We start from the raw sequence: 22354 nt of genomic DNA, 5'->3' as shown, positions 1-22354 counted from the left end.
CACCCCGAGCCCCGCCCCGGACCCGAACTCCACCCCGAACCACACCCCCTCGTACGCCCCGACCCGAACCCCGTACCCGCACGCACCGTTCGAAGGACGTCACCTGACATGAGCGCCACCGCCAACTCCCGCCTCCGCGCCTTCGGTTCGCGCACCGCAGGCCCCGGTCACCCCGTCTACGTCGTCGGCGAGATCGGCATCAACCACAACGGCGACCTCGGCAACGCCTTCGCGCTCATCGACGCCGCCGCCGAAGCCGGCTGCGACGCCGTCAAGTTCCAGAAGCGCACCCCCGAGATCTGCACCCCGCGCGACCAGTGGGACATCGAGCGCGACACCCCCTGGGGTCGGATGACCTACATCGACTACCGCCACCGCGTCGAGTTCGACGAGGCCGACTACCTGGCCATAGACGAGCACTGCGCCAAGCGCGGCATCGACTGGTTCGCCTCCCCGTGGGACACCGAGGCCGTCGCCTTCCTGGAGAAGTTCGACGTCCCCGCCCACAAGGTGGCCTCCGCCTCCCTCACCGACGACGAACTGCTGCGCGCGCTGCGCGCCACCGGACGCACCGTCGTCCTGTCCACCGGCATGTCCACCCCCCGGCAGATCCGGCACGCCGTCGAGGTGCTCGGCAGCGACAACATCCTTCTGTGCCACGCCACTTCGACCTACCCGGCCAAGGCCGAGGAGCTCAACCTGAAGGTGATCAACACCCTTCGGGAGGAGTACCCCAACGTCCCCATCGGCTACTCCGGCCACGAGACCGGCCTCCAGACCACCCTGGCCGCCGTCGCCCTCGGCGCCACCTTCGTCGAGCGCCACATCACCCTCGACCGCGCCATGTGGGGCTCCGACCAGGCCGCCTCCGTCGAGCCGGGCGGACTGACCCGCCTGGTCCGCGACATCCGCACCATCGAGACCGCCCTCGGCGACGGCGTCAAGCGCGTCTACGAGTCCGAGCTGGCCCCCATGAAGAAGCTCCGCCGCTTCCAGGGCGACCTCACTGCGGTCTGACCGTCCCGCTCCGCCCCGGCGCGGCCCGCGGTCCCGGCGCGCGCGGTACCCCCGCACCTGACGAGGAGAACGTGGTGATCCCTTCCGCATCCACCCTGGCCTTCGTGGAAAGCCCGGTCCAGCTGCTGAACGTCCTGGAGTGGGCCCACGCGCGCCGAGCCGACGACGGGCCCGCCCGAGCCGACGACGCGGCCGCCCGCGAGGCCGCCGGTCGGCTGCTGGACGGCGTCCCGCGCCAGCCCGGCCGGTCCACCGCCCGGGCGGCCGGGGATCACACCGCCGACCGCGCCGGCGGCTCGCGCACCCCGTCCGGCTCCGGGGCTTCGGGCCCGCAGGCGCCGACGATCGTGGTCCTCCCGCCCACCGACCCGATGTCCCGGGGGCAGCTCCGCCGGGTCGCCGGGCTCGCCCGCGACGAGGGGTACACCGTCCACTGGCAGGAGGCGCGCGGGGGCGCCGGCGCCCCCTTCAAGGCGCTGGCCGCGCTCGCCGCCGACGTGCGCCGGGCCGAGCGGATCGTGGTGGGCGACCCCTTCTCCCGCTTCGTCCAGCTCCTGCTGGCCCCGGCGCGGGCCGCCGAACTGGTCGTCGTCGACGACGGCACCGCCACCATGGAGTTCGTCGCGCAGCTCGGGCGCGGGGAGCGGCTGCGCCGCTGGCACCGTACGGGGGCCGGCGCCGGGGCCCGGGTGCGCGAGTTCGCGTACGCCCCGGTGTCGGGGACCGCGCGCCGCAGGCTGACCCCGGGCGGCGACCGTCGCCGGGTGGAGGTGTTCACCTCGATGCCGGTCACCCCGCTGCCCGGGATGGAGGTACGCCTGAACGACTTCGCCTGGACCCGGTCCCGTTTCGGCCCGCCCCGCCTGACCAGGGGAACGGACCTGGTCGGCACCTCGCTCGTGGAGACGGGCGTGGTGGACCCGGTCCGCTACCGGGCCGCCGTCCTGGCCCTGACCAGGGAACACGGCGCGACCCGCTACTTCGCGCACCGCCGTGAGTCCCCGGAGAAGCTGCGCGCGCTGAGCGAGGCGACCGGGCTGGAGATCGTACGTCCGGACCTGCCGCTGGAGCTGATCGCCCGGCGGGGGCCGGTGGGCCGCACCATCGTCAGCTTTCCGTCCACGGTCGTCCACACCCTGCCGTACGCCCTGATCGGCTCCGGCGTCACCGTGGCCGTGTGCGAGGTCGATCCCGCCTGGCTCACCGCGGCCGCCTCGCCGCGGGCCCGCGGCTTCCTGGCCGGGGTCACCGAAACCGCCCGTGATGTGCGCAGACTCCCCGCTCAGACCGCTCGGGCGGCCGGCTGAGCGCGCGAGTTTACCCGCGCACGCATACGGTCATGCGTCCAGAGGTCGGGTTTCTTTCCCCTAACGGCATGAACTTTTTGTGATCTCCAGCCAGTTGACCCGTCGGTGGGCCTACCCTTAAACGGGTGAACCAGTTGATGTCCCGCGAGTCCCAGACCGCCCTGCCCGGCAAGCCCGACCGGCCCGAGCTGCCCGGCAAGCTTCCGGACCACCTGCGTGCCGAACTGATCGCCTTCCGCCGGGACTTGCACATGCATCCCGAGTTGGGACACCAGGAGGTCCGCACGACGGCGGCGATCAAGGCCCGGTTGGAGCAGGCCGGCCTGCGACCACGGGTGCTGAAGTCCGGCACCGGCCTCATCTGTGACGTGGGGACCTGGGACGGCGGCCGGCCGATGCTGGCCCTGCGCGCGGACATCGACGCCCTGCCCATCCCGGACGCCAAGGTGCACGTCGAGTACCGGTCCACCATCCCGGACCGCGCGCACGCCTGCGGACACGACGTCCACACCTCGGTCGTGCTCGGCGCCGGCCTGGTGCTCGCCGAACTCGACCGGCAGGGCCTGCTCCCGAATCCCGTGCGCCTGCTCTTCCAGCCCGCCGAGGAGGTCCTGCCCGGCGGCGCGAGCGACGCCATCGAATCCGGGGTGCTCGACGGCGTAGGCAAGATCATCGCGGTGCACTGCGACCCCCGCGTGGACTCGGGGCGGATCGGACTGCGGTCCGGCCCCATCACCTCGGCCTGCGACCGCCTGGAGGTCACCCTGGCCGGTCCCGGCGGGCACACCGCCCGCCCGCACCTGACCACCGACCTGGTGACGGCCGCCGCGCGGGTCGCCGTGGACGTCCCGGCCGTGCTGGCCCGCCGGATGGACGCCCGCTCGGGCATGTCGGTCACCTGGGGCCGGATCGAGTCCGGGCACGCCTGCAACGTCATCCCGATGCACGCGGAACTGTCCGGGACCGTTCGCTGCCTGGACATCAACGCCTGGCACGAGGCCCCCGACCAGATCCACGCGGCCATCGACGAGATCGCGACCCTGCACGGGGCCAAGTCGGAGATCACCTACGTCCGGGGCGTCCCGCCGGTGGTCAACGACCCGGTGGTCACCGAACTGCTCCGCGAGTCCATGGCGGCCCGGCTCGGCGCGGAGTCGATCGAGGACACCGAGCAGAGCCTGGGCGGGGAGGACTTCTCCTGGTACCTGGAGCACGTTCCCGGCGCCATGGCCCGCCTCGGCGTCCGCAAGCCCGGGGACACGACCAAGAAGGACCTGCACCGGGGCGACTTCGACGTCGACGAGTCCGCGATCGGGGTCGGCGTGGAGTTCTTCACCGCCGCGGCCCTGCTCGACGGGCGGGGCGAGGCCCGACTCGACGCCCACCGGGGGCGATCGGCCGGGTAACGCCGCCCGCTCGGCGCCGACCCGGGCGCCAGGGGGTTCGCGGTCAAGGTCGCGGTCAAGCCCCGGCAAAGTCCCTACATCATCCGGTGGTCGGTCGGTATACGTGTCCAGCCCTTGGTACGCAAGGGCTGGACACAAGGGGAGTCACCGATCGGTCACTGTCCGGTTCGCGACGATCCGATAACGACTCATGAACGGGCCTTTAACTGACATCTACGCGCGTTACGATCGCCGCGAAACCAGCGCCGGTCGTGGCGCTTCGGTCAGGTTTTGAAGGAGCCTCCCCTTGCGCCGGATCACCAGGATCGCCACCGTGGGCCTCGCGTCCGCCGCGCTGGCCCTCTCGGCCACCGCCTGTGGCGGTAAGAAGTCGTCTGACAGCCCCTCGTCCTCCTCCTCGGAGACGAAGGCCGCCGCCGGCGCCGCCATCGCGTACGACATCGGTGGCCGCGGCGACCAGTCGTTCAACGACGCCGCCTTCGCGGGCCTCGAGAAGGCCAAGTCGGAGCTGAAGATCACCACCGCCGAGGCGGAGCCCACGGACGGCGAGGGCGAGGCCGACAAGGTCCAGCGCCTCACCGAGCTGGCCCGCAAGGGCAACAACCCGGTGATCGGCGTCGGTTTCGCCTACGCCCCGGCCATCAAGAAGGTCGCGCCGAAGTTCCCGAACACCACGTTCGGCATCATCGACGACACCTCGGTGACCGGCAAGAACATCGCCAACCTGGTCTTCAACGAGGAGCAGGGCTCCTACCTGGCCGGCGTCGCCGCCGCCAAGGTCTCGAAGACCGGCACGGTCGGCTTCATCGGCGGTGTCGAGGTTCCGCTGATCAAGAAGTTCGAGGCGGGCTTCACCCAGGGCGTCAAGGACACCAACCCGAACGCCAAGGTGCTGTCGGCCTACCTGACGCAGCCCCCGGACTTCGGTGGCTTCTCCAAGCCCGACCTGGGCAAGGCCGCCGCCAACGGCCAGATCGACGCGGGCGGCGCCGACGTGGTGTACGCCGCCGCCGGTCTCGCGGGCTCCGGTGCCATCGAGGCCGCCTCGGCCAAGGGCAAGTGGGCCATCGGCGTCGACTCCGATCAGTACAACCAGGCCGGTCTGTCGAAGTACAAGGACCACATCCTGACCTCGGTCACCAAGGACGTCTCCGACTCGGTCTACAACCTGATCAAGTCGGTCAAGGACGGCAAGCCGGAGAACGGCGAGATCCGTTACGGCCTGGACAAGGACGGCGTCGGCCTGGCCGACTCCAACCCCGAGTACAAGAAGATGGCTGAAGTCATCGCCGCGGTGGAGAAGGCCAAGGCCGACATCATCGCCAAGAAGATCACCGTCAAGACCGCCCCGTAAGGGCCGTCCGACATGCGGTAATGGTCTCCGGGGTCCGGGAAGCGGTCTCTATCGCTCCCGGGCCCCGAGCCGTGTTCGGTGTTCCTTGTGGTCAGTTGGCCGCAAGTTTTCACTTTCGACAGTGCTACGCGCGTAGAGGCATCGTGGACGCGATACCTTCTCTCCCCGCCCTGTCCTCCTGCCTCCAGCTCCTTCCGCGCCAAGGAGAGTGCGTCATCAACGCGTCCAGCCCCCCTCTCGCCGTAGAACTGCACGGCATCACCAAGCGTTTCCCCGGCGTCGTCGCCAACAAGGACATCGCGATCACCGTCCGCAAGGGCACGGTTCACGCCCTCGTCGGTGAGAACGGCGCCGGCAAGTCGACCCTGATGAAGATCCTCTACGGCATGCAGAAGCCGGACGAGGGCACCATCGCCATCGACGGGGAGCAGGTCACCTTCTCCAGCCCCGGCGACGCCATCGCCCGCGGCATCGGCATGGTGCACCAGCACTTCATGCTGGCCGACAACCTCACCGTCCTGGAGAACGTGGTTCTCGGCGGCGAGAAGCTCTACGGCATCGGCGCCAAGGCCCGCAAGAAGATCAAGGAGATCTCGGACGCGTACGGCCTCGGCGTGCGCCCCGACGCACTGGTCGAGGACCTCGGTGTCGCCGACCGCCAGCGCGTGGAGATCCTCAAGGTCCTCTACCGCGGCGCGAAGATCCTCATCCTCGACGAGCCGACCGCCGTGCTCGTGCCGCAGGAGGTGGACGCGCTCTTCGACAACCTGCGGGAGCTCAAGGCCGAAGGCCTGACCGTCATCTTCATCTCGCACAAGCTGGGCGAGGTCCTGAAGGTCGCGGACGACATCACCGTCATCCGTCGCGGCACCACGGTCGGCACCGCCGACCCGCGCAACACCACCACCAAGCAGCTCGCCGAGCTGATGGTCGGCTCCGAACTCCCTTCCCCGGAGACCCGCGAGTCGACCGTGACGGACGTCCCGATGCTGAAGGTGGCGGGTCTGACCGTCGCCGAGGGTGGTCTTCCCCCCGTCAACACCGAGGACACCGCGCGCACGCCGGGCCTGTCCGACGCCTTCGTCCACGAGCCGGCCGGCATCGGCCGCCTGCTCCTGGACGACATCGCCTTCACGATCCACAAGGGCGAGGTCCTCGGCATCGCGGGCGTCGAGGGCAACGGCCAGACCGAGTTGATCGAAGCCCTGATGGGCATGACGACCCCGGACGCCGGCGTCATCACCCTCGACGGCACCGAGATCACCAAGGCGTCGGTCCGCAAGCGCCGCGAGGGCGGCATCGGGTACATCCCCGAGGACCGCCACCGGCACGGCCTGTTGCTGGAATCCCCGCTGTGGGAGAACCGCATCCTGGGTCACGTCACCGAGTCGCCGAACTCCAAGCGCGGCATCCTCGACCCGAAGGCCGCCCGCAAGGACACCGAGCGGATCGTGCGCGAGTACGACGTCCGCACGCCCGGCATCGAGGTGACCGCGGCCTCGCTCTCCGGCGGCAACCAGCAGAAGCTGATCGTCGGCCGCGAGATGAGCCACAACCCGAAGTTCCTCATCGCCGCCCACCCCACCCGCGGTGTGGACGTCGGCGCGCAGGCGCAGATCTGGGACGCCATCCGCGAGGCCCGCCGCGAGGGCCTGGCCGTGCTCCTGATCTCCGCGGACCTGGACGAGCTGATCGGCCTGTCCGACACCCTGCGCGTGATCTACCGCGGCCGCCTGGTCGCGGACGCGGACCCCGCGACCGTCACCCCCGAGGAACTCGGCACCGCCATGACGGGCGCCGCCTCCGGGCACCTGGAAGCCACCGACAACCACTCCGCCGGTACCGACGCTGGTACCGATGCCCCGGAGGACGAGGCCCGATGAAGAAATTCGACAAGGACCGGCTGCTCCTCGGCTTCGCCGGCCCCGCGCTCGCGCTGGTCAGCGCCTTCCTGCTGACCATGATCGTGCTGGCCGCGACGGGCGTGGACCCGATCGAGCCCATGCGCCTCATGGTCGAGAACGCCTCCTATGAGGACGTGCAGGTCCTCATCGTGAACCAGGCCGGTACGTACTACCTGGCGGCCCTGGCCGTGGCCATCGGCTTCCGGATGAACCTCTTCAACATCGGCGTCGACGGCCAGTACCGGCTCGCCGCGATGATCTCGGCCGTGGTCGGCACCGCCGTCACCCTGCCGGGCCCGCTGCACATCCTGGTGATCGTGGTCGTCGCCATGCTGACCGGTGCCTTCTGGGCCGGCATCGCGGGTGTCCTGAAGGCCAAGCGCGGGGTCAGCGAGGTCGTCTCCACGATCATGCTGAACGCCATCGCGACCAGCCTGATCGCCTGGCTGATCCTGCCGAAGAACCTCGGCATCCAGCCGGCGGGCTCCAACGACCTGACCACGGGCGACATCGCCGAGTCCGGCTGGTTCCCGGCGCTGTCCATCGGTGACGGCCTGGAGATCTACGGCTTCACCTTCGTGGCCTTCGCCCTCGGCATCGTCTACTGGTTCGTGCTCAACCGCACCCGCTTCGGCTTCGACCTGCGCGCCACCGGCGCCAGCGAGTCCGCCGCCCAGGCGTCCGGCGTGGACGCCAAGAAGATGATCATCACCTCGATGTTGATCTCGGGCGCCGTCGCCGGTCTGTCCGGCATGCCGCAGCTGCTGGGCGAGACCCACACGTACAACCTCTCCTTCCCGGTCGGCGTCGGCTTCACCGGCATCACCATCGCGCTGCTCGGCCGCAACAGCCCGGTCGGCATCCTCCTCGCCGCGTTCCTGATGGCCTTCATCGACAAGGCCTCGGCCTCGCTCGACACGGCCGGGTACGCGAAGGAGATCGGCACGATCATGAAGGGCCTCATCGTGATCGCGGTCGTCGTCTCGTACGAGCTCGTCCGCCGTTACGGCATCCGCCGACAGCAGCAGAAGGTCGGCGAGGAACTGGCCGCGGGCCACGCCATCAAGACCGACAAGGAGGTCGCGGCGTGAGCACCAGCACCGTTTCCGCGACGGCCGCCGCCCCGAAGAAGTCCGGCGGCCGCCAGAAGCTCAGCCTGCCCTGGATCATGCTGATCATCGCGGGTGGTCTCGTGCTGATCTCGCTGGTCCGCGTCATCAGCGGCGCCAACGACCTGACCTCGGTCGGTCAGGTGTCGGGCGCCCTGTCCCTCGCCGTGCCGATCGGCCTCGCCGGTCTCGGCGGTCTGTGGGCCGAGCGCGCGGGCGTCGTCAACATCGGCCTCGAAGGCATGATGATCCTCGGCACCTGGTTCGGTGCCTGGGCCGGTTACCAGTGGGGCCCCTGGACCGGCGTGATGGCCGGCATCATCGGTGGCGCCATCGGCGGCCTGCTGCACGCGATCATCACGGTCACCTTCAACGTCAACCACATCGTCTCCGGTGTGGCCGTCAACATCCTCGCCCTGGGCTTCACCCAGTACCTGTCGAACTTCACCTTCGCGGACGCGCCGGGCGGCTCCTCCAAGCAGTCCCCGTCGATCGAACCGATCTACAAGATCACCGTGCCGGGGTTGTCCGACTGGATGTCCGACCTCCAGGGCAAGCACTGGTTCTTCATCTCGGACCTGGCCGGCGTCATCGGCGGTCTGGTCACCGACCTGTCGCTGCTGACCGTCGTCGCGCTGCTGCTGATCCCGGGCACCTGGTGGGTGCTGTGGCGCACCACCTTCGGCCTGCGACTGCGGTCCTGCGGCGAGAACCCGGTGGCCGCCGAGTCCCTCGGCGTCAACGTGTACAAGTACAAGTACATCGCCGTGATCGTCTCGGGCGGCCTGGCCGGCCTCGGCGGCGCGTTCCTGTCGATCGTCGCCAGCTCGATCTACCAGGAGGGGCAGACCGGCGGTCGCGGTTACATCGGTCTCGCCGCGATGATCTTCGGTAACTGGATGCCCGGCGGCATGGCGCTCGGCGCGGGCCTGTTCGGCTTCATCGACAGCCTCAAGCTGCGCGGTGGCGCCGAGAACGTGCACGCGCTGCTGCTGCTCGTCGCGATCGTGCTCCTGCTCGCCGCGCTCTGGCAGGGCTACAAGAAGAAGTACCTCCCGGCGGCCGTCTCCGCGGTCTTCGCCGTGCTGATCTTCCTCTGGTACGCCGTCACCGACTCGGTCCCGAGCCAGTTCGTGGACGCCGCCCCGTACGTCACCACCCTGCTGGTGCTCGCGCTCTCCGCGCAGCGCCTGAGGATGCCGAAGGCGGACGGCATGCCGTACCGCAAGGGCCAGGGCAAGTGACGACGGCCGACGCCCCGGACTGGGACGGCCTGCGCAAGGCGGCCCGGGACGCGATGTCCCGGGCGTACGCCCCCTACTCGGGCTTTCCGGTCGGGGTGGCGGCGCTGGTCGACGACGGCCGCACCATCGTCGGCTGCAACGTGGAGAACGCCAGCTACGGCCTCGGCCTGTGCGCCGAGTGCGGTCTTGTGTCCTCCCTCCAGGCCACGGGCGGCGGCCGACTGACGCACTTCACGTGTGTGGACGGCAAGGGCGACATCCTGGTCCCGTGTGGCCGCTGTCGCCAGCTGCTGTTCGAGTTCGGCGGCCCCGAACTCCAGGTGGAGACGCCGGAGGGCATCCTGCCGCTCTCCGCGATGCTCCCGCAGGCCTTCGGGCCCGACCACCTCAGATAGCCGCATCCCTGTGACGGCCCTTCCGCCCGCGTGCGGAAGGGCCGTTCCCCTTCACCCCTCCATGCCACCCCGCATGTCTCTATGCGCGTAGAGTTTTCGAACGTACGCACCGCCGGAAGGAAGTCACCCTCATGGACGTCATCTCCGTCATCCGCACCAAGCGCGACCGCGGCGAACTCAGCCCCGAGCAGATCGACTGGGTCATCGACGCGTACACGCGCGGCGTGGTCGCCGACGAGCAGATGTCCTCGCTGGCGATGGCCATCCTGCTCAACGGCATGAACCGCGGCGAGATCGCCCGCTGGACCGCCGCGATGATCGCCTCCGGCGAGCGGATGAACTTCGACTCCCTCTCCCGCCCCACCGCCGACAAGCACTCCACCGGCGGCGTCGGCGACAAGATCACCCTCCCGCTCGCCCCGCTCGTCGCCGCCTGCGGCGCGGCCGTCCCGCAGCTCTCCGGCCGCGGCCTCGGCCACACCGGCGGCACCCTGGACAAGCTGGAGTCCATCCCCGGCTGGCGCGCCCTGCTCTCCAACGAGGAGATGCTGCACGTCCTCGACACCACCGGCGCCGTCATCTGCGCGGCGGGCGACGGCCTGGCCCCGGCCGACAAGAAGCTGTACGCGCTGCGCGACGTCACCGGCACCGTCGAGGCCATCCCGCTCATCGCCTCCTCGATCATGTCGAAGAAGATCGCCGAAGGCACCGGCTCGCTGGTCCTGGACGTCAAGGTCGGCAGCGGCGCCTTCATGAAGAACATCGAGGACGCGCGCGAGCTCGCCTCGACCATGGTCGCCCTCGGCACCGACAGCGGCGTCAAGACCATCGCCCTGCTCACCGACATGTCCACCCCGCTCGGCCTGACCGCCGGCAACGCGCTGGAGATCCGCGAGTCCGTCGAGGTCCTCGCCGGCGGCGGCCCCTCCGACGTGGTCGAGCTGACCCTGGCCCTGGCCCGCGAGATGCTGGACGCGGCGGGCATCAAGGACGCCGACCCGGAGAAGGCCCTGGCCGACGGCTCCGCGATGGACGTCTGGCGCCGGATGATCTCCGCCCAGGGCGGCGACCCGGACGCGGCCCTGCCGGTGGCCCGCGAGCAGCACGTGGTCACCGCGCCCGAGTCCGGCGTGCTGACCCGCCTGGACGCCTACGGCGTGGGCGTCGGCGCCTGGCGCCTGGGCGCCGGACGCGCGCGCAAGGAGGACCCGGTGCAGGCCGGCGCGGGCATCGAGATGCACGCCAAGCCGGGCGACACCGTGGTGGCGGGCCAGCCGCTGATGACCCTGCACACCGACACCCCGGAGAAGTTCGACTACGCGCTGTCCGCGCTGGACGGCACCTTCGACATCGCCGCGGCGGGAACCTCGTTCACCGCCACGCCGATCGTCCTGGACCGCATCGCCTGACCCGCGGCCGCCTTCGGGTGAACGGGACCGGTGGACCCCCACCGGTCCCGTTCGTCGTACCGGGCGCCGGGCCACGCCCCAACAGAGGGCCCAGCCCCGAGCCCCGGAACCGATGAGTTCCGGGCCCCCCGGAGGTCCACCCTGGTGTGGACACGACGGAACCCGAACCCCTGACCGTGCCCGGGCCCGCTCCGCTGCCCCGGGACGTCGCCGCGCTCTGCGAACGCATCGGCCGGCTCGCCCGGGACGGCCCGCGCGAGGTGGCGTGCGACGTCAGCGCGCTGACCCGGCCCGGCCTCGGCGTCGTCGACGCGGTGGCCCGACTGGCCCTCGCCGCCCGACGGGCCGGCATCCGGCTCCGGCTCACCGGCGCCGGACCGTCCCTGCGCGCGCTACTGGCCCTCGTCGGTCTCGCCGAGTTGCTGGGGGAGCCCGAAGAGCGGGAACCACCGGGCGGTGTCCAGGAAGGCGTTGAGCCCGACGATCTTCCCGTCTGAGATCTCCAACACCTGGAGCGCCCACGGCTCGTGTCCCGGAAGTCCGTCCTCGCGCGGCCGGTACTGGCCGAAGGCCGGCATGCCGTTCGCCGTGGTCGCGATCAGCCGGGAGCCCTTGCAGCCGATGCCCTGGTTCAGGTGCCAGGCCGCGATGTCCTCGTGGCCCCGGAGCCACAGGTCGAACGGCGGCATCGACAGCACGGCGTCCTCGTGCAGCAGGGTGGTGAGGCGGGTGATGTCGTACGCCTCGAAGGCGCTCAGGTACTGCTCCAGCAGTCTCGCCTGGTCCGCGTCCAACGGATCCGCCGGGTCGCTCTCGCGGATGCCCTGACCGGCCAGCGTCGCCCGCGCCCGCTGGAGCGCGCTGTTCACCGAGGCCACCGTGGTCTCCAGGAGGGTGGCGACCTCGTCCGCCTTCCAGGCCAGCACCTCGCGCAGGATCAGCACCGCCCGCTGTTTCGCCGGCAGGTGCTGGAGCGCCGCGACGAACGCCAGCCGGACCGACTCCTTCGCCAGCGCCATCTCCGCCGGGTCGGCGGTCTGCGGCAGCACCCGCCCGTCGGGGACCGGCTCCAGCCACGTCACCTCGGGCCGCTCGTTCAGCACGGCGGAGGCCTGGTGCTGCGGGGCGCTGAGGTCCATCGGGCGGGCCCGCTTGTTCCCCGCGTTCAGCCGGTCCAGGCAGACGTTGGTCGCGATCCGGTACAGCCAGGAACGCAGCGAGGAGCGGCCCTCGAACTTCTCGTGGGCCCGCCAGGCGCGGATGTACGTGTCCTGCACCGCGTCCTCGGCGTCGAAGGAGGAGCCGAGCATGCGGTAGCAGTAGCCGGTCAGTTCGACCCGGTAGCGGTCCATGGCCGCATCCAGCTCCGGGCTGGTCGCAAGGTCACTCATGGCGTCGATCCCCCTGGTCGGTCCGATACCCGGAAGCTACCGGAGGGGTCTGACAATCGCCTCCGCAACGCCCCGACCAGCCCGAACGCCCCGACCAGGTCGGACACGCCGGCGGGGACGCGCCCTCGGGCACGTCCCCGCCGGCCCCGCGCTCAGCGGGTACGCGTCACCGCGCGGCCGCCGCCGCGGCCATCGGCCGACGCTCGGAGCGGGCCGCGTGCGACCCGTACAGGGTGATCGACACGACACCCAGGACCGCCAGCAGCGCGATCCCGACCGTGGCCGCCCACCCCGAGGAGTGGTAGGCGAGCGCGCCCAGGGTGCCGCCCGCGCTGGAGCCCAGGTAGTACGCGGACTGGTAGAGCGCCGAGGCCTGCGCCCGGCCCGTCCTCGCCGTCCGGCTCACCGCCGCCGAGGCCACCGCGTGCCCCGCGAAGAAGCCCGCGGTGATCAGCACCAGCCCGGCCAGGATCGCGGCGAGCGAGTGCGCCAGCGACAGCAGCAGCCCCAGCGCCGTCGTGGTCACGGCCAGGTACAGCGCGCCGCGCCGCCCGGCCCGCGCCACCAGCCGACCGGCGGCCGCGGAGGACGCCGTGCCGACCAGGTACACCAGGAAGACCGAGCCGACCACGCCCTGTCCGAGCGAGAACTCGTCGACCAGACGGAACCCGACGACCGTGTACACCGCCCCGAAGACGGTCATGAACAGCGCGCCGATCCCGTACAGCCGCAGCAGCAGCGGATCCCGCAGGTGACCGGCGACCGTGCGGCCCACGGCGCGCGGGTTCAGCGAGGCCGGCCGGAAGAACCGGGCCCGGGGCAGCAGCACCAGGAACGCCACCGCGCAGGCCAGCGACATCAGCCCGACGGTCAGCAGACCGGCCCGCCAGCCCCACGCCTGCGCCGCCCATCCGGTGACGATGCGCCCGCTCATGCCACCGATGGAGTTGCCCGCGACGAACAGGCCGATCGCGGCGACCAGCGCCTTCGGCTTGACCTCCTCGGCCAGGTACGCCATGGCGGAGGCCGGGATGCCGGCGATTGCCGCGCCCTGCACCGCGCGGAGCACGATCAGCCACTCCAGGTTCGGCGCGAAGGGGACGAGGAGCCCGAGAGCGACGGCGATCACCATCGACCAGGTCATCATCCGGGTCCGTCCGAACCGCTCGGACAGCGCGCTGAGCGGCAGGACGAACAGCGCGAGCGCGCCGGTGGCCGCGGACACCGTCCAACTGGCCTGCCCCGCCGTCACGCCGAAACCCGCGGAGACCGCGGGCAGCAGCGCCTGGGTGGAGTAGAGGAGGGCGAAGGTGGCGAGCCCGGCGGCGAAGAGCGCGAGGCTCATCCGGCGGTAGCCGGGGCGGCCGGGGGAGTGGGGCTCCGGTGCGGGAAACGACAAGGTGGAGGCACCCGGGATGACGGGTGCCCCGGTATGAGCGGGAGGCATGCCAAAACCGTAGGCCCGCGTTTTTGATGCGTCCAATGCATGGAATCGCCATAATCGATCCACTGCCGCATCAGCACAGGTCACAGGGGTGCATGTCAATGAACCGTTACGAAGAAGACATGGCGGTGACAAGTCTGCTGGCCCCTCGCCTGACGTGGTTCGTCGCCGTGGCCCGGCACGAGCACGTCACGCGCGCCGCCCACGAACTGGGCGTGCCGCAGTCCACCCTGTCCCGGGCCGTGGTCCGCCTCGAACAGGACCTGGGCGTCACGCTGTTCGCCCGCAAGGGCCGTACCGTCGCCCTCACCACCGCCGGACGCACCTTCCTCGCCTCGGCCGAAGGCGCCCTCGCGGAGATCGCCCGCGCGGCCGAGTCCGTACAGCAGGACGCCGACCCCACCGCCGGCAAGGTCGCCTTCGGCTTCCTGCACACCCTGGGGTCCGAGACCGTCCCCGGCCTGATCCGCGCCTTCCGCGCCGACCACCCGCGCATCCGCTTCTCCCTCGTCCAGAACTACGGCGAGGCCATGCTGGAGCGGCTGCGCGCCGGCGAACTCGACCTCTGCCTCACCTCACCGCTGCCCGACGCCCCCGACCTGGTGGCCCGCCGCCTCGACGAACAACGGCTGCGCCTGGTCGTGCCGGACGACCACCGCCTCGCCGGCCGCAAACGGATCCGGCTGGCCGAGGCCGCCGAGGAAACCTTCGTCACCCTGGAGCCCGGCTACGGCCTGCGCCGCATCACCGACGACCTGTGCGCGGAGGCCGGGTTCACCCCAAAGGTCGCCTTCGAGGGGGAGGAGGCCGAGACCCTGCGCGGCCTCGTCGCGGCCGGCCTCGGCGTCGCCCTGCTGCCGCCGCCCGCCGTGGCCCGGCCGGGGGTGGTCGAACTGACGGTGACGGCGCCCCGCGCGGTCCGCGAGATCGGCGTCGCCTGGCTCGACGGACACCCCGACACACCCCCGGTCGCGGAGTTCAAGCGCTTCCTGCTGTCCCGACGCGGTCGCCTGATCCCGGAGTTGCACGGCCCGATCTGACGGCCGGCCCGGACCGGACCGGGCCGATCCGGTCCGGGCCGCGCGCCTACTCCTGCGGTGCGGCCGGCTCCAGGGCCGCCGCCGTCGACAGCAAGTACCCGGCCTGGAAGCGGGACTTCGCCCCGACCGCCCGCATGATCTCCGCGATGTGCCGCTGACAGGTCCGCTCCGACATCCCGAGCCGGCGCGCGATCACCTTGTCCTCCAGCCCCTCCGACAGCAGCCGGACGATGGTCTGCCGCAGCTCGTCCGACAGCGTCCGGGCCGCCTCCGGACTCACCGTCACCGGGAACGGCTCCGCGTCCGACCAGGAGCGGTCGAACGCCGACGTCATGAAGTGCACGACGCTCGGCTCCCGCACCACCAGGGCCGCCCCGCCCCGGTCCGGCACCGCCATCAGGCCCGTGTGCCGGTCGAAGACCAACATCCGCATCAGCCCGTCGCCCAGCGTCCGCACCTGCGCGCCCAGCGCCGTCACCCGCTCCACGTAGGCCGCGGTCGGACGCGAGTACCGGGCCGTGTGCTGGTAGATGGTTCGCATCCGGACCCCGCGCGCCAGCAACGCCTCGTCCCGCCCGATCGACTCCTCCAACACCTCCAGGGGCCGCCCGCCGCCCGGCTGCGAGGTCAGCATCTCCTCCTCGGCCGACGCGGCCAGCTCGGCGATCAGCCCCCGTACCGCCCCCAGGTCGGTCACCAGCTCCAGCCGGGCGGCCCCGCTCAGGTCCCGGTGCGCCGCCCCCGCCTCGTAGGCCGGCACCAGCCGCTCCAGGCGCCCCCGCAGCCGGTCCATCTCGTCGTGGGTCTCGCGCACGAGCAGCGCCAGCGGGGCCAACGCCCGGGCCGCCGCGGCCCGGGGGGCCACCGCGCTCCACCGCTCCGGTCCCGCGTCGGGAGACCGCTGGAGCAGGTGCGCCGCCGCCAGTTCGGTGATCGCCGCCGCCGCCCGCACGCCCAGCGCCGCCGTCGCCTCCGGAGGCGTGAAGGCGTGCCGCTCCACCGCGAACGCGTAGAGGCGCCGCGCCGCGGGACTCAGTTCGCCCATGTCTCGGACTTCATCGGCTGGCATATGCATATTCGTCCCGGCCTGTGAATGTTTGTAAACCCCTCGTGTTCCCGCAAGGCGGCAAGACGACCCCCGACCGACCGCCTGCGGCATATGCCGAACCGGCACAGTGGAGCCACGGCGTGAAGGGGGAGCGCGGTATGCGGCAGCGGACGGCCGACCAACGGCACCGGCCCGTGGCCGTCCTGCTGAGTCCGCGCCCCGCCGTGGTCGCGGCCGCCCGCCGTGCGGGCGCGCGCACCGTGGTGGTCGCGCCGGATCCATCGGTGCCATCCGACCGTGAGGGGGCGGAGCGGCGGGTACGGACGGACTGGCGCGACCACCCGCGCCTCGTGGGGGCCGTCGGCCGGCTGGAGGAGGTCCGCCGCGGCCGGGCCGCCGTCTTCGGCTTCGACCCCGCGGGCGCCCTCGCCGCAGCCCGCGCCAACGAGGAACTCGGCCTGCCCGGCACCCCCACCGCCGCCGTCACCGCCCTCATGGACAAAGCCGGCCTGCGGGCCCGCTCCAACGGCCTCCACGCCGCCCACCCCGTCTCCTTCGCCCGCTGCGGCCGCGCCGACCTCATCCCCTTCATCACCACCCTCATCGGCTACCCCTGCGTCATCAAGCCCCGCTGGGGCGCCGACGGAGAGGGCGTACGACTGGTCGCCGACCCGGCCGGGGCCCGATCCGCCGCCCGCGGCTACCCGGCCGTCACCGACCTGCTCGTCGAGGAGTACCTCGAAGGCCCCGAGTTGGCCGTCGCGACCCTCTCCCGGGAAGGCCGCCACCGCGTCCTCGGCTGGTCGCGGCGCATCCCCGCCGCCGGCCCCGACCTCACCGCGACCGGCCACCGCCTGCCGATCGCCCTGGACGCGACGGCGGCCGAGGCCGTCAGGGCCCTCGTACGCGCGGTCCTCGACCTCGCCGGGCACCGCGACGGCCCGTCCCACACCGAGGTCGTGCTCACCCCCCGCGGGCCCCGGCTGATCGAGGCCCACGCCCGACCCGGCGCCGACGAGCTCACCCACCTGCTCCGGCTCGCCCACGGCACCGACGTGCTCGGACTGGCGCTGGCCGCCGGACTCGGCCTCCCCGACCCGCCGCGCCGGCCGCGCGCCGCCCACGCCGGGCTGCGGTACGTGGACTTCCCGCCCGGCTGGCGCACCGCCGGGGCCGGTCCGGGCGTCGCGGCGGCCCGGGCCGTGCCCGGCGTGGTCCGGGTCCACCTGGACGTCCCGCGCGGAGCCGTCGTCCGCCGCCCGCCGACCGGCGCGCGGCACCACGCGTACGTACTCGCCGCCGCGCCCACCGCGGGCTCGATGGACGCCGCCCTGGACCGGGCCACGGGCCTGCTGGGCGGCCGCCACGACGCGCCCGGGGTCCACGTGGTGCGCTGACCCCCGGCGAACCGTCCCGGACGGTCCGCCGGGATCGGCTCGTCAGCCCCGCAGGGACCGCCCGAACCCGGAGGCGAGCGGCATCCGCAGGCCCAGCGGCGGCGGCGCGGCGAGCGCGTCCGTGACCGGCCGCGAGTACCGGCCCGAGAACACCGCGCCGAGCACGAAGTCCACGGCCAGCGCCACCACTTCCGCCTGGTGCTCGCGCAGCCCGTGCCCGTCCGAATGCACCTCGAAGCGGCAGGTCGAACGGTTCGCCTTCTTCGCCCGCGTCGCCAGCCGGAAGGAGGACTCCGGGTCGCTGCGCGCGTCGTTGGTCCCGTGCACGATCAGCACCTGCCGCCCCGAGAGCTGTTTCACCGGTTCAGGGGGCTCCTCCGGGGTGGGCCCGCCCAGACTGGGGGCGAGCGCGAGAACCGAGTTGACCGCCGCGTGGCCGCCCGCGCGCAGCACCGCCCGACCCCCCGCGTCATAGCCGACCAGGCAGACCGGCACGTCCCCGTACCGGCGCACCACCTCGTCCGCCGCCCACTCGGCGTCCTCCTCCCGGGCCCCGGCCCCGTGCACGACGGGGTGCGTGACCAGCCCGTGCGCCGCGCCCGAGCGCGCCAGCGCCCGCGCGAGCGGACGCAGCGGCCCGGGGGACCATCTGGACGCCCCGGGGAGGAGGAGCACCACACCACTGACCGTCGTGACCGGGCCGTTCGCGCCGGCCGCCCGCCCCAGGCGGGCCCCGCGCGCCGGCGGCGCATGCTGTGCCATGGCGGAACAGTCTCAGACCGACGGGTGTACGCCACCCGTCCGCACGGTCACTGTTACGTATCGACGGCCGTCGCGGACACCCTGCTCTACGCGCGTAGGAGCTAGAGTGCCCAGATGACGAGCGAGACCCTCAACGTGCCCACCCCGGATCAGATCCGCCGCTCCCCGAAGGTGCTCCTGCACGACCACCTCGACGGTGGACTGCGCCCCGGGACCATCATCGAGCTGGCGCAGGAGGCCGGCTACGAGAACCTCCCCGAGACCGATGCCGACAAGCTGGGCATCTGGTTCCGGGAAGCCGCCGACTCCGGCTCCCTCCCGCGCTACCTGGAGACGTTCGCGCACACCTGCGCCGTCATGCAGACGAAGGCCGCCCTGTTCCGGGTCGCCGCGGAGTGCGCCGAGGACCTGGCCGAGGACGGCGTCGTGTACGCCGAGATCCGCTACGCCCCCGAGCAGCACCTGGAGGCCGGCCTGACCCTCGAAGAGGTCGTCGAGGCGGTCAACGACGGCTTCCGCGAGGGCGAGCGCCGCGCCAAGGCGAACGGTCACCGCATCCGCGTCGGCGCGCTGCTCACCGCGATGCGCCACGCGGCCCGCGCCCTGGAGATCGCCGAGCTGGCGAACCGGTACCGCGACAACGGCGTGGTCGGCTTCGACATCGCCGGCGCCGAGGCCGGGTTCCCTCCCACCCGCCACCTCGACGCCTTCGAGTACCTCAAGCGCGAGAACAACCACTTCACCATCCACGCGGGCGAGGCCTTCGGCCTTCCGTCGATCTGGCAGGCCCTGCAGTGGTGCGGCGCCGATCGCCTGGGTCACGGCGTGAAGATCATCGATGACATCGAGGTCGCCGCCGACGGCACGGTGAAGCTGGGACGCCTGGCCTCCTACGTGCGCGACAAGCGCATCCCCCTGGAGATGTGCCCGACGTCGAACCTGCAGACGGCCGCGGCCGCCTCGTACGCCGAGCACCCGATCGGTCTGCTGCGCAAGCTGCACTTCCGGTTGACCGTCAACACCGACAACCGGCTGATGAGCGGTACGAGCATGAGCCGCGAGTTCGAGCACCTGGTCGACACCTTCGGCTACTCGCTGGACGACATGCAGTGGTTCACCGTCAATGCGATGAAGTCCGCGTTCATTCCTTTCGATGAACGACTGGCCATGATCAACGAGGTCATCAAGCCCGGTTATGCGGAGCTGAAGTCGGAATGGCTGTTCCGGCAGACCGCTTCGACCAGCGGTTCCGTCTCGGCCTAGGCCAAGGCTTGACGGACTGAAGGCGCCCGGGAGGGGCAATTCCCGGGCGCTTTCTCGTATTTACAGATGTTTGCGGGCCGGGGTTTGAAGTGACTAGTTTGCGGAGCCGCTCAATTCCCCGTCGCAAGGACGATCCTTCATGAAGCAGTCAGCTGCCAAGACCTTCGGCCTCGCCGCTCTCGGTGCCGTCGCCGCCGTCGCCGCCGCCGCCGGTTCCGCCGCCGCCGTCCCCGCCGTCGGCCTCACGGACGCACTGGGCCCCGTCACGGGCGCCCTCCAGACCGCCACCAGCCAGCAGCACGTGAAGGCCGAGGGCAGCCAGTCGAGCGACCCCGCGGCCCCGCTCGGCCAGCTCACCGACTCCCTCGGCCCCACGCTCGGCGGCCTGCCCATCGGTGGCGCGCTCGGCGGCTGACCCACGCCGCGATCCGCACGCGAGTACGCATGGCGCACACCGCTGCGAGCAGGTGTGCGCCACGTCGCGTCGTGTGCCACGATCGCCGTCAACTGCCCGCCAACGCACGCGGTATGAGGTCATCGGTCATGCGCCTGAAGGCACCAGTCAAGCTCGGAGCGGCCACGGCCGCACTGCTCCCCGCCCTCCTTCTCGGAGCGGTGGGTTGCAGCGGTAAGGGCACCCCGGAGGCCGACAAGGCCCCGGACCCCAAGGGCTCCGCCTCGGCCCCGAACCCGTCCTCGGGCGCCCCCGGAGCCCCCGCCGGCTCGGCCGCGCCGAAGAAGGGCGGCAGCGGACTGGAACGGTCGGCCCTCGAACAGGGCGACCTCGCCGGCTACCAGATCTCCGCCCAGGGCAAGAACCCGAACGCCCCCGACGGCCAGCCGCAAGCCGACAGGAAGCCCTGCCAGCCGCTCGCCGACATCATGGGCGACAAGCCCGACCCGGCCGCACGGGAAACCGTCAACCGGGGCGTCGGCTCCCAGAAGCAGGTCGGCCTCGCCGTCTCCGCCTCCGTCAGCTCCTACGCGGAGAAGGACGCCAAGCGGCTCATGTCCCGCCTGCGCGACGCCGTCGCCGCATGCGGTTCCGGCTTCGCGGCCACCGTGCAGAAGCAGACCGGCAGCTACCGCGACGTGAAGCCCGTCGCCTACGAGACCGGCGGGGACGAGAGCGTCAGCTGGACCACGACCGCCGCCGCCCAGGGCGTCTCCGCCCAGGTCCATCTGGTGGTCGTGCGCGAGGGCGACACCGTCGTACGGCTCATGGCCCTGAACGTGGCCGCCGCCGAGAAGAAGGCGCAGGTCCCCCGGGAAGTGGCGGACAAGCAGCTGGAGAAGGTCCAGCGGGCGGCCTGATCGAACCGGCGGAACGGACTACCAGGCGGTGTGGGCGGAACCGGCGGCGTGCTTCTGGTTCGGCAGGAGCACCCACAGCGCCAGGTAGATCAGGAACTGCGGACCCGGCAGCAGGCACGACAGGACGAAGATGATCCGCATCGTCCTCGCCTTGATTCCGAAACGCTGCGCGAGACCGGCACAGACGCCACCGATCATCCGTCCGTCACGGGGGCGGGTAATCGCGCTCATGGGATTCTCCTTCGTATGGGATCGCTTTCCTGCGATGCCTCAATACTCGCGGGGAACCGCCGACAAAACCTCGGTCCAGGGGCCGAGGTCGACCCTGGTGATTCTCGGGGTGTGCCCCTGAGAACGCCTCAGGCGAGCCCTCAGGGCCGGCACCACCGTCGCGTGCGCGATCAGCACCCCGGCCGTGTTCAACAACAGCGAGTCCACGTCGACCACCTGACCCGGAACCGCCGTCTGCAACATCAGGATGCTCAGCGACACCAACGCCCCCGCCGCCGCCGTCCGGGCCAGCGAGGCCCACGCGGCCAGCGGTGACGGCGCGAGCCGCCCGCCGGTCAACGGCAACAGCACCCCGAGCGGAGCCAGCAGGGCCAACCCCTTGCCGATCCGGCAGGCCGCCTCCAACGGTCCGTACGCGAGGTCCGCCCGGATCCCCTCCAGCGGGGACAGGTTCGCGGCCGCCGCCCAGGGAACGTCCAACGGCCGCAGGCTCAACCAGCCGACGACGAGGAGATGGGCGGCCAGCAGGGCCCCGCCCAGGAGCCGGAGCCGAAGATCTATGGCGGCGCTGCCGCCGCCCTCATGACGCTGCACACCAGCGAGGACGCAGGCCCCGGTAGCGGTGGTTCCGGCGGTTCGCGAGCGACTGCGCCACGTTTCAGCCGGTGGCGAGCAGCACGATCAGCGCGACCGCGCCGATCACGGCGGGCGCGATGATCTCGAACGACCACCGCACGCTCACGTCGCCCCGCGCCCCCGCACGCGAGGCCCCGCGCTCGGCCAGTTCCCGCAGCTCGTCCACGACCTTGTCGGCGCCCGCCCGCTGCGGCCCGTCGACCGCCGCGCCAGCCCTCCCCTGGTCCGGGGACAGCCCCTTGCCGGTCAGACCGCCGCGCCGACTGTAGGGACGCTGCGCCTTCTTCCGCTCGCGCAACGAGACCGGCACGGACCACAGCTGGTAGGTGGAACCCTCCGCCAGCACCTCGGCCGAGTAGCCGGCGCGCACGGTGTCCACGGCCGCCCAGGGCAGTTCGATCACGCGGAAGGGATTGCGCACCCGCATGCGGTCGTCGTTGGCGAAGACGGCGGGCCGGATGGTGAACGCCACGACGAGCGGCACGGCGCACACGGCGATGGCCAGCGCCACCCACCGCGTGCCCCCCTCCCCGCGCAGGACCGCGTCCCCGCAGAGCCAGGCGACCAGCCCGAGCATCAGCACGCCCGTGACGATGGCCATGGGCGAGCGGTAGACCCGGTCGTCGTACACCGGCTCGTCAGGGGGTTGCTGGCTGCTCATGCGCCCGATTGTGCCTCACGCC

Annotated in this window: 22 protein-coding genes; 15 read left to right on the top strand and 7 right to left on the bottom strand. The window is 71.8% G+C overall.

Features of this window, described 5'->3' with window-relative positions; translation table 11 throughout:
- The first annotated feature begins 108 nt into the window (after positions 1-108).
- From ADK55_RS28840 to ADK55_RS36970, 10 genes are all read left to right on the top strand, one after another.
- Positions 109-1017 (top strand): N-acetylneuraminate synthase family protein, encoded by a 909-nt coding sequence (locus ADK55_RS28840; protein ID WP_053682738.1) that lies wholly within the window; start codon positions 109-111, stop codon positions 1015-1017.
- Between the two features lie 74 nt (positions 1018-1091).
- Positions 1092-2324: a hypothetical protein gene (locus ADK55_RS28835; RefSeq protein ID WP_053682737.1), complete on the top strand. Its 1233-nt coding sequence runs from the start codon at positions 1092-1094 to the stop codon at positions 2322-2324.
- 137 nt (positions 2325-2461) lie between these two features.
- Entirely contained in the window at positions 2462-3730 is a 1269-nt protein-coding gene (locus ADK55_RS28830) for an amidohydrolase (protein WP_053682736.1), read from the top strand.
- 286 nt (positions 3731-4016) lie between these two features.
- A complete protein-coding gene (locus tag ADK55_RS28825; protein WP_053682735.1) occupies positions 4017-5084 on the top strand; it encodes a BMP family lipoprotein in 1068 nt (355 codons plus the stop codon).
- A gap of 143 nt (positions 5085-5227) precedes the next feature.
- Entirely contained in the window at positions 5228-6967 is a 1740-nt protein-coding gene (locus ADK55_RS28820) for an ABC transporter ATP-binding protein (RefSeq protein WP_371591437.1), read from the top strand.
- Complete coding sequence (locus ADK55_RS28815) at positions 6964-8079, top strand: ABC transporter permease (protein ID WP_053682734.1); 1116 nt, start codon at positions 6964-6966, stop codon at positions 8077-8079. Before ADK55_RS28820 ends, ADK55_RS28815 begins: the two co-directional genes overlap by 4 nt.
- Positions 8076-9341, top strand: a complete 1266-nt coding sequence (locus ADK55_RS28810; protein WP_053682733.1) for an ABC transporter permease — start codon at positions 8076-8078, stop codon at positions 9339-9341. The genes ADK55_RS28815 and ADK55_RS28810 overlap by 4 nt, the downstream gene beginning before the upstream one ends.
- Positions 9338-9736 carry a cytidine deaminase gene (locus tag ADK55_RS28805; protein WP_078999525.1) on the top strand — a complete coding sequence of 133 codons (399 nt, stop codon included), beginning with the start codon at positions 9338-9340 and terminating at the stop codon, positions 9734-9736. The genes ADK55_RS28810 and ADK55_RS28805 overlap by 4 nt, the downstream gene beginning before the upstream one ends.
- 131 nt (positions 9737-9867) lie before the next feature.
- Complete coding sequence (locus ADK55_RS28800) at positions 9868-11145, top strand: thymidine phosphorylase (RefSeq protein WP_053682732.1); 1278 nt, start codon at positions 9868-9870, stop codon at positions 11143-11145.
- A 146-nt stretch (positions 11146-11291) separates the two neighbouring features.
- On the top strand, positions 11292-11642 hold the full coding sequence (locus ADK55_RS36970; protein ID WP_078999523.1) for an STAS domain-containing protein: 351 nt from the start codon (positions 11292-11294) through the stop codon (positions 11640-11642).
- On the opposite strand, the gene ADK55_RS28795 is transcribed toward ADK55_RS36970, so the two are convergent.
- Together ADK55_RS28795 and ADK55_RS28790 are read right to left on the bottom strand one after the other, a co-directional pair.
- Positions 11538-12536: a sigma-70 family RNA polymerase sigma factor gene (locus tag ADK55_RS28795; protein ID WP_078999521.1), complete on the bottom strand. Its 999-nt coding sequence runs from the start codon at positions 12534-12536 to the stop codon at positions 11538-11540. The genes ADK55_RS36970 and ADK55_RS28795 overlap by 105 nt on opposite strands.
- 166 nt (positions 12537-12702) lie before the next feature.
- Entirely contained in the window at positions 12703-13983 is a 1281-nt protein-coding gene (locus ADK55_RS28790; RefSeq protein WP_053682730.1) for an MFS transporter, read from the bottom strand.
- A gap of 98 nt (positions 13984-14081) precedes the next feature.
- Between ADK55_RS28790 and ADK55_RS28785 the strand changes: the two genes are divergently transcribed.
- Positions 14082-15020: a LysR family transcriptional regulator gene (locus ADK55_RS28785; RefSeq protein ID WP_053682729.1), complete on the top strand. Its 939-nt coding sequence runs from the start codon at positions 14082-14084 to the stop codon at positions 15018-15020.
- Between the two features lie 46 nt (positions 15021-15066).
- Here ADK55_RS28785 and ADK55_RS28780 read toward each other — a convergent pair whose 3' ends face one another.
- On the bottom strand, positions 15067-16065 hold the full coding sequence (locus ADK55_RS28780) for a helix-turn-helix transcriptional regulator (protein WP_234350291.1): 999 nt from the start codon (positions 16063-16065) through the stop codon (positions 15067-15069).
- A 161-nt stretch (positions 16066-16226) separates the two neighbouring features.
- On the opposite strand from ADK55_RS28780, the gene ADK55_RS28775 reads away from it, so the two are divergent.
- The gene (locus ADK55_RS28775; RefSeq protein WP_053682728.1) at positions 16227-17465 is read left to right on the top strand and encodes an ATP-grasp domain-containing protein; all 1239 of its coding nucleotides are present in this window, start codon (positions 16227-16229) and stop codon (positions 17463-17465) included.
- A gap of 42 nt (positions 17466-17507) precedes the next feature.
- Here ADK55_RS28775 and ADK55_RS28770 read toward each other — a convergent pair whose 3' ends face one another.
- Positions 17508-18227, bottom strand: a complete 720-nt coding sequence (locus ADK55_RS28770; protein WP_053682727.1) for a dienelactone hydrolase — start codon at positions 18225-18227, stop codon at positions 17508-17510.
- A 114-nt stretch (positions 18228-18341) separates the two neighbouring features.
- Here ADK55_RS28770 and ADK55_RS28765 point away from each other — a divergent pair, with 114 nt between their 5' ends.
- The 3 genes from ADK55_RS28765 to ADK55_RS28755 all read left to right on the top strand — a co-directional run bounded on the left by ADK55_RS28765 (position 18342) and on the right by ADK55_RS28755 (position 20804).
- Positions 18342-19490, top strand: a complete 1149-nt coding sequence (locus ADK55_RS28765) for an adenosine deaminase (protein WP_053682726.1) — start codon at positions 18342-18344, stop codon at positions 19488-19490.
- 139 nt (positions 19491-19629) lie between these two features.
- The gene (locus ADK55_RS28760; protein ID WP_063839643.1) at positions 19630-19905 is read left to right on the top strand and encodes a hypothetical protein; all 276 of its coding nucleotides are present in this window, start codon (positions 19630-19632) and stop codon (positions 19903-19905) included.
- 128 nt (positions 19906-20033) lie between these two features.
- The gene (locus tag ADK55_RS28755; protein WP_053682725.1) at positions 20034-20804 is read left to right on the top strand and encodes a hypothetical protein; all 771 of its coding nucleotides are present in this window, start codon (positions 20034-20036) and stop codon (positions 20802-20804) included.
- An 18-nt stretch (positions 20805-20822) separates the two neighbouring features.
- Here ADK55_RS28755 and ADK55_RS28750 read toward each other — a convergent pair whose 3' ends face one another.
- From ADK55_RS28750 to ADK55_RS28740, 3 genes are all read right to left on the bottom strand, one after another.
- Positions 20823-21035 carry a PspC domain-containing protein gene (locus tag ADK55_RS28750; RefSeq protein WP_053682724.1) on the bottom strand — a complete coding sequence of 71 codons (213 nt, stop codon included), beginning with the start codon at positions 21033-21035 and terminating at the stop codon, positions 20823-20825.
- Positions 21036-21074: 39 nt separating this feature from the next.
- Positions 21075-21629, bottom strand: coding sequence for a VanZ family protein (locus ADK55_RS28745; RefSeq protein ID WP_053682723.1), 555 nt, complete (start codon positions 21627-21629; stop codon positions 21075-21077).
- 64 nt (positions 21630-21693) lie between these two features.
- Entirely contained in the window at positions 21694-22332 is a 639-nt protein-coding gene (locus tag ADK55_RS28740) for a PH domain-containing protein (protein ID WP_053682722.1), read from the bottom strand.
- Between the last annotated feature and the right edge of the window lie 22 nt (positions 22333-22354).

The organism is Streptomyces sp. WM4235 (genome assembly GCF_001279725.1).
Classification (GTDB): Bacteria; Actinomycetota; Actinomycetes; order Streptomycetales; family Streptomycetaceae; genus Streptomyces.
The sequence above is the reverse complement of the archived record's forward strand: the minus strand, read 5'-3'. Positions and strand labels throughout refer to the sequence as shown.